General features: G+C 33.4%; 10 protein-coding genes. All 10 read left to right on the forward strand.

Annotated features, from left to right (window positions below; genetic code table 11):
• Nucleotides 1-96 precede the first annotated feature (96 nt).
• The 10 genes from ACFSRY_RS17290 (at nt 97) to ACFSRY_RS17335 (ending at nt 11,302) form a co-directional block, all read left to right on the forward strand.
• Nucleotides 97-1,221 carry a glycosyltransferase gene (locus ACFSRY_RS17290; RefSeq protein ID WP_377510750.1) on the forward strand — a complete coding sequence of 375 codons (1,125 nt, stop codon included), beginning with the start codon at nt 97-99 and terminating at the stop codon, nt 1,219-1,221.
• Nucleotides 1,218-2,030 (forward strand): glycosyltransferase family 2 protein, encoded by an 813-nt coding sequence (locus tag ACFSRY_RS17295; RefSeq protein ID WP_377510753.1) that lies wholly within the window; start codon nt 1,218-1,220, stop codon nt 2,028-2,030. The genes ACFSRY_RS17290 and ACFSRY_RS17295 overlap by 4 nt, the downstream gene beginning before the upstream one ends.
• Nucleotides 2,020-2,871, forward strand: coding sequence for a glycosyltransferase family 2 protein (locus ACFSRY_RS17300; protein ID WP_377510757.1), 852 nt, complete (start codon nt 2,020-2,022; stop codon nt 2,869-2,871). The genes ACFSRY_RS17295 and ACFSRY_RS17300 overlap by 11 nt, the downstream gene beginning before the upstream one ends.
• 95 nt (nt 2,872-2,966) lie before the next feature.
• Nucleotides 2,967-3,926 (forward strand): hypothetical protein, encoded by a 960-nt coding sequence (locus ACFSRY_RS17305; RefSeq protein WP_377510760.1) that lies wholly within the window; start codon nt 2,967-2,969, stop codon nt 3,924-3,926.
• Nucleotides 3,927-3,970: 44 nt separating this feature from the next.
• Nucleotides 3,971-4,798, forward strand: a complete 828-nt coding sequence (locus tag ACFSRY_RS17310) for an FkbM family methyltransferase (RefSeq protein ID WP_377510763.1) — start codon at nt 3,971-3,973, stop codon at nt 4,796-4,798.
• A gap of 90 nt (nt 4,799-4,888) precedes the next feature.
• On the forward strand, nt 4,889-5,902 hold the full coding sequence (locus ACFSRY_RS17315) for a glycosyl transferase (RefSeq protein ID WP_377510766.1): 1,014 nt from the start codon (nt 4,889-4,891) through the stop codon (nt 5,900-5,902).
• An 8-nt stretch (nt 5,903-5,910) separates the two neighbouring features.
• Nucleotides 5,911-7,509: a class I SAM-dependent methyltransferase gene (locus ACFSRY_RS17320; RefSeq protein ID WP_377510769.1), complete on the forward strand. Its 1,599-nt coding sequence runs from the start codon at nt 5,911-5,913 to the stop codon at nt 7,507-7,509.
• 119 nt (nt 7,510-7,628) lie between these two features.
• Complete coding sequence (locus ACFSRY_RS17325) at nt 7,629-8,861, forward strand: glycosyltransferase (protein WP_377510772.1); 1,233 nt, start codon at nt 7,629-7,631, stop codon at nt 8,859-8,861.
• 74 nt (nt 8,862-8,935) lie between these two features.
• Nucleotides 8,936-10,027, forward strand: coding sequence for a glycosyltransferase (locus ACFSRY_RS17330; protein WP_377510775.1), 1,092 nt, complete (start codon nt 8,936-8,938; stop codon nt 10,025-10,027).
• A 102-nt stretch (nt 10,028-10,129) separates the two neighbouring features.
• Nucleotides 10,130-11,302, forward strand: coding sequence for a glycosyltransferase family 61 protein (locus ACFSRY_RS17335; RefSeq protein ID WP_377510778.1), 1,173 nt, complete (start codon nt 10,130-10,132; stop codon nt 11,300-11,302).
• Nucleotides 11,303-11,345 lie beyond the last annotated feature (43 nt).

Genomic DNA, 11,345 nt, shown 5'->3' on the forward strand with positions numbered 1-11,345 from the left:
GGTATAGCTGCTTTCAGGCTTCACAAAGGGCTGGAGTCTCTTGGAGTTGAATCAGAATTTCTATATCTGAGCGCTGATACAGCGGATATTACAAGAATGCCTGAGCCTGCACCGCGACCTCCTTTACCTTTTTATAGGAGAGTTTGGTCAAGAGTTATAAATAAGATCTTTAAGACATCTTCTGAACGGAAAGAAAGTCAAAAGATCGAGATATCTGTTGATGGAAATTTTGAAGCTTTCACTTCACCTATTTCTGTCTACGATATAACATTACATCCTGCCTATCAGAGGGCAGATATCATTAACGTGCACTGGGTGGCAGACTTTTTAGACTATCCTTCCTTTTTTGCCAAAAATAGAAAGCCTATTGTCTGGACAATGCATGATATGAACCCGTTCCAAGGTGGTTTTCATTATCAGGGCGACGCAAATGCCAATCCACATTTAAATGACATTGACCAGGAGTATTTGAAAGTGAAGATTGCTGCTCTATCATCAGTAAAGAGTCTTCATATTGTTGCTTTGTCTAGATGGCTATTAGAGGCTTCATCAAAAAGTGCTGCCTTAAAGCCTTTTCCACATTACTTGATACCAAATGGAATAGATCCTGAACTTTATAAACCTTTGGATAAAGCTTACTCAAGAGAAGTATTAGGTCTGCCGCAGGACAAAAATATAATTTTATTTGTAAGTGAAAAGCTAAGCGTCTTTAGAAAAGGATTTGATCTATTACTTGAGGTTGTAAAGATATTCCAGGGCTATGAGGATGTATTGTTCTGTGCTGTTGGAATAAATAATTATAATGCGCAAAGCAATGTTGTCTACCTGGATATTATCAAAGATGAGCGTTTAATGCCTATTGCTTATTCAGCTTGCGATGTTTTTGTAATTCCGAGTCGTGAGGATAATCTGCCAAATGTTATGCTGGAAGCGTTAGCTTGTGGAACACCTGTTGTAGCAACTCCTGTTGGTGGTATCCCGGATGCAGTTATTCAGAATTTCAATGGTGTACTTGCAAAAGACACTTCTCCGGAATCTTTATTTGAAGCACTCCGGTTATTTTTTGACCGGCATGACTCCTGGTGTGAAAGTAAGATAAGGGATAGCTTTTTAGAAAGCTATTCTGCAAATAAACAGGCCTTAGCATACCTGGACTTGTATCAGCAGGTGATGTCTTCCATTGAAGATTTACCGGCTATACATAAAAGCGCAGTGGTATGAAAATAAGCATTCTTACAATCTGCTATAATTCAGAAGCCTATATTGAGAGGGCGATCAAGTCTGTGCTAAAGCAGAATTATACTAACTGGGAGCATATTGTAGTAGACGGTGGTAGCACTGATGGCACTGTAGCTATTTTAAATAAATACAGTCATCTTAAATGGATCTCTGAGCCAGACCGTGGTCAATCTGATGCTATGAATAAGGCTTTTGCTCTGGCCACGGGAGATGTTATTAGTTACCTTAATTCAGATGATTATTATAGCATTAATGCGTTCGAAGAAGTAATCAAATTATTCAGTAAACCCGATTCACCAGATGTTGTATGTGGGAAACTCAAAATACTTTTAGATGATAATATTGTATATAGAGAGCCTATAGATGACTATACTTTTATTTCACATTTTTGGCTACATAAGTTTCCAGCTAATCCTGTAAGTTATTTTTATAAAAGAGGATTACAAGAGAGAACAGGTGACTTTCCCATTCATAATCATCAAACCATGGATTATTGGTTTTTGTTGAGGGCATTCAGGGGAGCCAAACTTATGAAGACCCAAAAAGAGCTAGGTGTATTTGACTTACATACAGATACAAAAACCTATAAAAGGATGACTTGCGATAATTTAAATGATGACCTTCAATTTGAGTATTTAAGCTTTGCTCGAGATTTACCTAAACTTAAAAGGATTGTTTTCCTCTATCCGTGGTATCGGCTAAAGTATAAGATTAAATTTAAAGACTACCTTCAGAAGTATGGTTTAAGAGCCAGAAGGCTGATTCCAAATAAGATACTTGATGTCAGATAAAGCAGTCATATCAGTTATTATCCCCTGCTATAACTCAGGGGAATTCTTACCTGATGCAGTAAACAGTGTGCGTCAGAAAACAGGTGCACATCCATATGACATAATCATAGTGGATGATGGGTCTACTGATGAGGTTACTAAAGACCTTTTAGAGCAGTACAAACGTGAAAATATCACTGTTATTCACCAAGAAAACAAAGGTCCTGCAGCAGCAAGAAATACAGGCGTAAGAGTCTCTCAGTCTGAATTCCTATTGTTTCTTGATAGTGATAATAAAGTTAGACCTGCCTATATTAGTAAGGCGCTAATGGTTATGGAGCAAGATAAAGAAGTTGGAGTAGTATATGGAGCTCCAAACTTCTTTGGAGATTCTACAGAAGCTCGCTTTACCCCTGGAGACTTTAATCTATTTACCATACATAAAGGCAACAACATCGATATGTGCGCTGTGGTGAGAAGAATTGTTTGGAATAGTGTAGGTGGTTTTGATGAAGACAGGATATTAATAGGTCATGAGGATTGGGACTTCTGGATTATGACAGGAGCAAAAGGCTGGAAGTTTCATTTTATAAATGAAGTTTTATATGATTATAGAATCAGGCAAAATTCTGTAATTGTTAATGCGAATGAAGGAAATAAAGTGGAAAGAGTATTAAATTATTTCCATATTAAACACAGGGAATTACTCCTTCGGAATTATGACTTACTTTACAACAAAAAGCTTTTTTACGAGAAGGAGCATAAGAATCCTTTCCGTCTTTTCGTGAAATATTGTTATCACAGGTATTTGGTTAAACTACTTAGTTTTAATATTGGGAGGGGAGATTTCAAAAGACTCTAAGTGATAAACTGTTAGATATTTATATTAAAAGCTCTCAGGGAATATAAAAAATACTGCTAATTTATTTATTAGACTACAGTTAAAGATAAGCTATCATGAGAAAGGCTGTTGTAACTCTAGCAATAGGGGAGAAATATGAGAGAATGTTTGAAGATTACTGCAAAGATAATTGGCAGCAGTATTGTGATCGTTTTGGGTATGAGTTGATAGTTATAACAGAGCCTTTAGACAGTTCAGCACGCGCAAATCTCAGATCTCCCGCATGGCAAAAGTTACTCATTTTGTCTCAAGATTGGTCTGCAGAATATGATAGGGTAGTATGGATTGATACTGACATTGTTATTAATAATGCTTACGCAAGTGATATTTGTGAAGGAGTACCTATAGATAAAGTAGGTGCAGTTGAGGCTTATTCAATTCCTTCGCGAGAAATACATGATATTACTTTAGAGCGCATGTATCGTTATTGGGACAGAGAAAATATAAAATATTTGGACAATAGAACGCCTAAAAGTTACTATACAAATAGAGGCCTTCCTGAAAATAGTTTAAAAGAAGTTGTACATACAGGCGTGTTTGTATGTTCTCCTAAGTATCATCGGGAGATTTTTGAATATGTATATAACAATTATGAGGATGCAAGGGGTGCTGAGTGGAACTATGAAATGCCAATGTTATCCTTCGAGCTAGTAAAAGCAAATTTGGTGCACTGGATTTCGCCCCGATTTAATTTTGCTGTTTTATATGTTGCTGCTGCTTATTATCCAGATGATTTATTAGGTTTCGAGAAACCACAGAATAAGGCTGAAACATCTGCTCGGAGTAGATCTTTGCTAGAAAAAATATTACATATGGCAAGAGAGCAGAAGCCAATAAATATACTAGAGGAAAGAGAGGTTAAGTGTCTGAAGAATATATATGAACTATCTGTCTTTATGCACTTTGCCGGCTGTACACATTTAATACAAAAATCTACTTCATTCATAAGTAGTGGGAATAATTCAATTAACAGCATAAACCACAAGCCTGTTATGTGCGCTGTATCACGAGTTTAATTATTCAGATTTGCTTGATTTTCGCTACTTATATATTGAAGCTAATGAAAGTGTTTTTAAAAAGAGTTCTGCCAAGAGATAGTGTACTTTACAGCTTATGTAGGTTTGTATATAATTATAAACCACAAATATATGTTACAGCTGTTGCCTCTATAAAAGCTTATAATACTACTTTACTACTTGCGTTAGAAAACCGTTGGCTTCCTAAGCCTTGGAAATTTGATGCTGTAAATGCATATGCAAAATACAGAGGTAAAGTAGAGTTCATTCAAATAGGATCTAATAATGGAATTACTGGAGATCCTATTTCTGATTACATAAAAAATAATAACTGGACAGGGGTATTGATTGAACCTGTTCCTTATCTTTTCGAAGAGTTGAAAAATAATTATTCCAATTTCCAAGACAGGTTGCTTTTTGAAAATAGTGCAATTGCAAATAAAAATGGAAAACTAAAGTTTTATAGATTAAAGAAGAGTGACTTACCTGGACTTCCTGAATATTATGATCAATTGGGTTCTTTTAATAAAGAAGTAGTATTGACACATAGAAATTGTATCCCATACTTTTTCGATTTGTTTTTTGAAGATTATGTTAATGCTATTACATTTAAAGATCTATTAGAAAAATATAATATAGATAGACTAGATTTTGTACATATAGATACAGAAGGGTACGATTATGAAATACTTAAGATGTTGCCATTTTCTGACTTAAATATTGAGTTTATTATGTTTGAACACAAACATCTCAACGGCTCAGACTATAAACAAGCTGTAAAACTCTTAAAGCAAAATAGATTTAAAATAGGTACAAATGGAGGTGCAGATACAATTGCTATCAAAAAAAGTATCTATAATCACATTACTTGAATAAATAATCATTATTAAGCTAGGAGATATAATTACCTGCTGATGTATATTTAAGTTATTTCTATTGGCCCCCTTTACAATTTTAATGCTGTGTCTACTACTGTTGCATTTACCATATGTTCAATTAATTATCTCGCTCAAGCTATCACTCTTGGTGATTCTCTAAAAAAATCTAATCCTGATATTGAGTTTAGAATTTACTTAGTAGATAGGCTCACTACAAGTGGTGTTACAAGAGAACTTATACCTTATTCCTTGGTAGAAATAGAGGATGTGCCAATAGCCGGCTTTGAAGATATGTGTGTACGATATAATATTACAGAGTTGAATACTTCTGTTAAACCATATATCATCGATCATATATTCAAAACTGAATTTAGGGTAAAGAACATTATTTATTTTGATCCAGACATAATGGTGCTGGCTAGTTTAAATGAGTTAATAAAGCATTTACTAGTATATTCTATAGTCCTTACTCCTCATATATTGACACCCAGCGATGAAAAATCAGGTCTCCCGGAGAGAAGCTTTTTAGCAACTGGAATATACAATTTAGGCTTTATAGCTGTTTCTAAGTGTGATGAAACTGGAAAGTTTTTAAAATGGTGGAAAAAAAGGCTATTTACTCAGGGCTATGCAAATGCGCAGCTGCAGCTTTTTTATGATCAGAAGTGGCTAAACCTTGCTCCTGTTTTTTTTGAGAAGGTATATATTGAAAAAAGCCCTGGTTATAACATGGCTGGCTGGAATTTGCATGAGAGAGAAGTAACATCTAAAGAAAATGGTAAATATATCATTAACCAAGAGCATGAGTTAATTTTCTATCATTTTAGTGGTGTAAAAGCTAAGGAAAACGATGTATATAAGCATTCTAGTATTTCCTTTAATGACCGACCTGATTTACAAGAAATTATTGAGAATTACCGCAAGAACTTAATTGCTAATAAGAATGATTTTTATAAGACAATAAAATGTCATTACTCTAGTGTCTATAAAGGAATGACAGTCTATTACCCACGCTATCATTGGATTACACTTTATAGAAGAACTAGATTTCATATAGGAAAATATAGAAGAATTCTTTCGTCTACTTTGAAGTTTTAGCTATCAATATGTTCGATACCCCTGTCTTATTTCTAATTTTTAACCGGCCTGATCTAACTCGGCAAGTATTTGCTAAAATTCGAGAAGCCAAGCCTAAAGTTTTATTTGTTGCTGCCGATGGGCCTCGGTTTGATAAAGAGGGTGAAGCAGAAAATTGCAACTTAGCACGTAAGATAGCAACAGATATAGATTGGGATTGTAAAGTAGAAACATTATTTAGGGATGTAAACCTTGGTTGTGGTAGAGCTGTAAGCGAAGCTATAAGTTGGTTCTTCAATAATGTTGAGCAGGGAATTATTTTAGAAGATGATTGCTTACCTACTCCTTCCTTTTTTACTTTCTGTGATTTAATGTTAAACAAATTTAAGGATGATAAAAGAATAATGATGGTAAGTGGTTTCAACCACTTAGGGAATTGGAAAACAGAAAATGCTGATTACTTCTTCTCCCAATTAGGATCAATTTGGGGGTGGGCAACTTGGAAAAGGGCTTGGAACTTAAATATGGACTCTAAATCAGATTGGGAAACAGCACTCAAACAGGAGGTTTTAAAGAACATTATGTGGACTGATGCTCAAGCTTTTCATAGAGAGAATGTAACTGATTTAACCTTTAGAGGTGTTATTGATACATGGGATTATAAATGGACGTTCTATAGGCTTGCCAACTCGGGTTTGTCTATTCTACCTTCTAAAAACTTAATTATAAATATTGGTTTTGGTGAAGATGCTACCCATACGATAACGCAGGACTCTAAATTTGATAATTTGATGACTTATAATTTTAATTATTCAGCATTCAAAGAGCCAGAATTTGTTTATGTAGACAGAGAGTATGATTTGCAGGTTTTTAATAAATTCACTCTCTCAAATCCTGAATCACAAAAAGGGTATTATAATTTAATGAAAAATAATATAGCAAAATATTTAAAGAGTGCCTCATCAAAATTGTTATCTCGCGCACCAAATTCATATATGATAAACGAGCCTCAAACAGAATTCTTTAGTAAAAATATCACAGGTCAAATTTTAACTAAATTTAAACAATACATACCGCATAATTCCTCATCTATAGATTTCTTGTCTTTATCATTGATTTTAAATGATATTGTTATTAATAGGAGAAAATCAATTGTAGAACTAGGAAGTGGATTCTCAACAATAGTTATAGCAAAGCTTATTCAAATAAATAATTTAAGTTGTAAATTCTTATCAATAGAACATGATCCTGAATGGATAATACTTCAAAAAGAATTACTAAAAAATGAGGGTCTTGAAGGAATAGTTGAGATACAGCTTATGCCACTCATAAGTGGTTGGTATTGTGAAAAGTTTATTGCAAATATAAATAAAAGCCCTGGTTTCATTGACTGCTTAATAGTTGACGGCCCCCCTGCATATAGTAAAGAAATAGAAGATTCAAGAAGGCCTGCGCTATATAAATTAAACGAAAGTTTGGCAGTTAATTCTTTTATTCTTCTACATGATACAGATAGATTAGGAGAGAGTGAGATAATCAAAAGTTGGGAAAATACTTTTAAACTAGACTTTATTGACTCTGGTAAATCCTCCTATTGTATCAAAGGCAACGGTTTTAACATTAGATAATGTTTTAATATATGCTACTTTTACATTGATACTTTACTTCTAATTTGGTTTTCCTAATTTTCTTGAGATGAGAAACAATTAATTTTTAATTAGAATGGGACGATTGACATTAAACAGATATGAAAGTATTACACATTAGTACTTATCCATGGGGAGGTGCATTTAATGGAACATATAGACTACACAAAGCGCTTTTGTCTAGTGGTATTGATTCAAAAATTCTTGTGAATCATGAACCTATAAATGCTAATTTGGATAATGTACATATTTATAATACACCAAAAGTTAAAACTACCTATTTCAACAGGCTTACTACAAAACTAGGATTTCCGACAACTTTCTGTCAAAAAAAGTCTTTTTACTCTTCAACACATTCCCCAAATTACGAGATAATAACATTTCCATTTTCTGATTATGATATTACCAACTCCATCCATTACAAAAATGCAGATGTTATTAATATACATTGGATAGCAGACTTTCTTGATTACAAATCCTTTTTTAAAAAAGTTAATAAACCCATTGCCTGGACACTTCGTGATCTTTCTCCTTTACAGGGAATATTTCATTATGAAGAGGATATAACTAGAAATATTGATACGCTAGGTGATGTAGAAGGAATGTTTACATCTTATAAAAGAGATGCCATAAAAAGGGCTAAAGTGCCAATCTCTGTGATTGGAATTTCGAACTGGATTACCAAACAATCTAAGAGTAATAAAATTTTTGAAGGCTTCCCACATCATACGATTCCTAATTGTATCAATGTTGATGATTTCCCCCTGCTTGAAAAGGCTGAAGCGAAAAGAAAGCTAAATATTAAAGCGGATAAAATAATTTTTTCTTTTGCTAGTGACGATTTATTAAATCCTAGGAAAGGACTGGATTTGCTTTATGAAGCAATACTACGCTTGCCTATGTTAGAAGATGTAGAGGTATTAACATTTGGTGGCGGTACTCCTCCTGTTTTTCCCTTGCAAGTTATTCATAGGCATTTTGGACATTTAGGTACAAAGGACTTAGGTACAGTGATGTGCGCTTCTGATGCCTTTATCTTTCCAACGAGGGAGGAAGCTTTGGGGAATGTAATGCTAGAAGCAATGGCTTGCGGAACTCCAGTAATTGGTACTAAGGTAGGAGGGCTTGTTGATGTTATTAAACCTGGCTTTAATGGAATATTCTTGGATGAGATTTCTTCAGAAAACCTTTCCTTATCTATGATGAAATTTATAGAAGTCAAAGAATCTTTTTGTAGTGAAGCTATCAGAGAATTTATTGTTGAAAATTTCTCTGAAAAAAATATAGTGGAGCAATACATGCATGTCTACAAATCTTTATTAAACTCTTATTAGTTTGTTAAACGTTTTGGAGAAATTTTTTAGGGGTTAGCACTAAAATAATTATAAACAGTTAGTAGAAATAAGGAATGGTTAAATCTGTATATTTTATTTGCTGCTCACCTAGTCAACCAGAAAGAACAGGATACGAACATCAAATTTTAAGTATTGCAGAAGGATTGAATTGTTTGGGAGTTATGTCCTACTGCAACATAAATTATTGGAGGGAGAGAGAGTCTGAATGTAGCTATGTAATAAAAAATAATCCAAGCATTAGTTTTAAGGAATGTGATGTAGTAGTTTTTAGTTCAAATTTTTTGTCTACTGAAGGGATTGGTAATCTGCCTAAAAAATTATTTGATAAAGGAAGGAAATATAAGCTGATATTCATTGATCAGGCTGATGGGGTAGTTACCCCTGGTTTTGATATACATAATGAAGTAGATATTGTTCTAAAATCACATTATAATTTAAAATATAATTACCCTAGAAACTTCAGGCCTTGGCAATTTGGTTTAACAAACAGAATTATCAATGCTACATTACCGGAAAGAGTTACTACAAGGAATAATGATATACTTGTGAACTTTCGAGTTAAGCACTCTACAAGAGAAATTGCATCGAAATGGATCTTACCTGTAATAGGTAAGTATTTAACTCCTAATGAAGCAACTGAATCATTAACAGAAAATGTGTCAAATCTTGATCGGCTGTTCTGGCAACAAACCGGCAGAAGGCATTATGCTAGTTACTATAGAAGGTTAAATAGTTCAACAGCGTGTGCATGCTTTGGAGGATATTTTCAAAAGTCTATTCCGTTTCAACAAAATAAAATAGGATATTTCCTTAGTCACCTAGATTATAAATTCAAGATATTTAGCTTTAATAAAGTGTACCAATATGATTCTTGGAGATTTTGGGAGTCATTAGTGGCGGGATGCTGTACTTTTCATATAGATTTGGAAAGATATGGAGCTGTTCTACCTGTTATGCCAATAAATGGCATACACTATTTGGGTGTTGATTTTAATAATCCGTCAACTTTTGAAAAACAATTAGCTAAAGGTATTGAGCATTTGCATAAAATTGGGGAGCAAGGAAGAGCATGGGTGCTTGAAAATTATTCGCCAAAGGCAACAGCTGAAAGGTTTCTTGACTTAATTAAGTCATTTAGCAATTAGATACATTTGTTGATCGTGTTCAAAAAAAGGAATAGCACGAATTTACGCAGAACTCTTTGTCCACTTGACCCATATAATTACGAACTAATTTTATTAACTTTTATGGTAAGGATAAAAATATTTCTTAGGAGAAGAATGCAGTTAATGCTAAACCTATTCTTAAAAGTTTATAGAAAGAAGTATCGACCAAGAAAAGTAATATATGGAAATAATTCTGATGGTATATCTTTCTGTTCTTTTTTAGTATGTGAGAATGATCTTCTTCCTAAAAATATTTTGTCTGACATAGAAATAATTAAAAATAGAGTTTACATACCTATTTATTGTATATCAAACGGTAGTATCAATACTGATAATTGTGTGAGCGACTGCTTTATTACTAGCAAAGGTGAATTGATAAATGATATAACATATACATGTGGAAGTAATACTGCGGAAGGGAAGAACAATATCTTTTCTAGGTTTGAAAAAACTAAACGGCCTAAAACTATAAGTGGAGTCGTTTTCTCCTTATTATCTGGTGGAGGGGCATATCATAATTATTATCATTGGCTTTTTGAATCTGTGACAAGACTAAAAATCCTTAATGAAAGCCCATATAAAGAAATGGTAGACTTTTATGTTGTTCCTAACTACGCAGCATCATTTAAAAAGGAAACATTATCAGTACTTAATATAAGAGAAGAACAGATAATAGATTCTAAAGACTGTCCTCATTTAAAAGCAGACTACGTTATTGCAACAGGCCATCCTAATAGAAACATACTAAGTACAGCATGGAGTAGCTCTTTTCTAAGAGAAATATTCATGTCAGAAAATGATGAAAAGATAAAGCCTTCTGAGCAAAGGAAAATCTACATTAGCAGAAAAAAAGCATCGACAAGAAGAATAATAAATGAAGAATTACTATTTCAAGAGTTAGAAATACTTGGTTTTGAAAAGGTTTTTCTTGAGGACTTTCCCTTTATTGATCAAGTTTACTTATTTTCAAGTTCAAGCATTATTGTCTCACCGCATGGCGCAGGTTTAGCCAATCTTACTTTTGCCAAACCTAACACAATAGTTGTAGAAATATTCCCCCCAAATTCCGAAAGCTCTATTTATAAAAATATTTCAATGGTACAAAATCTTAACTATGTGAAAGTCAATGGTGTCTTAAAGGAACGATCTGATGAAATATTAAATTTACATTCTGATTTCATCGTTAATGTTCATGAGATATTAAGTAACATAGTAGAGAGTGCAAAGATTGATAGTGATTTGAAGAATTATTAACTTGAGGAAGCATTGAGATATTATATCGATGAAAATTATTTAG

Origin of the sequence: Pontibacter locisalis, from assembly GCF_042684605.1 — a bacterium.
GTDB classification, from domain to species: domain Bacteria; phylum Bacteroidota; class Bacteroidia; order Cytophagales; family Hymenobacteraceae; genus Pontibacter; species Pontibacter locisalis.

Coding starts and splice junctions, on each gene's coding strand:
- ACFSRY_RS17290 (WP_377510750.1), top strand. CDS start 97: ATGCCTGAGCCTGCACCGCGACCTCCTTTACCTTTTTATAGGAGAGTT.
- ACFSRY_RS17295 (WP_377510753.1), top strand. CDS start 1,218: ATGAAAATAAGCATTCTTACAATCTGCTATAATTCAGAAGCCTATATT.
- ACFSRY_RS17300 (WP_377510757.1), top strand. CDS start 2,020: ATGTCAGATAAAGCAGTCATATCAGTTATTATCCCCTGCTATAACTCA.
- ACFSRY_RS17305 (WP_377510760.1), top strand. CDS start 2,967: ATGAGAAAGGCTGTTGTAACTCTAGCAATAGGGGAGAAATATGAGAGA.
- ACFSRY_RS17310 (WP_377510763.1), top strand. CDS start 3,971: ATGAAAGTGTTTTTAAAAAGAGTTCTGCCAAGAGATAGTGTACTTTAC.
- ACFSRY_RS17320 (WP_377510769.1), top strand. CDS start 5,911: ATGTTCGATACCCCTGTCTTATTTCTAATTTTTAACCGGCCTGATCTA.
- ACFSRY_RS17325 (WP_377510772.1), top strand. CDS start 7,629: ATGAAAGTATTACACATTAGTACTTATCCATGGGGAGGTGCATTTAAT.
- ACFSRY_RS17330 (WP_377510775.1), top strand. CDS start 8,936: ATGGTTAAATCTGTATATTTTATTTGCTGCTCACCTAGTCAACCAGAA.
- ACFSRY_RS17335 (WP_377510778.1), top strand. CDS start 10,130: ATGGTAAGGATAAAAATATTTCTTAGGAGAAGAATGCAGTTAATGCTA.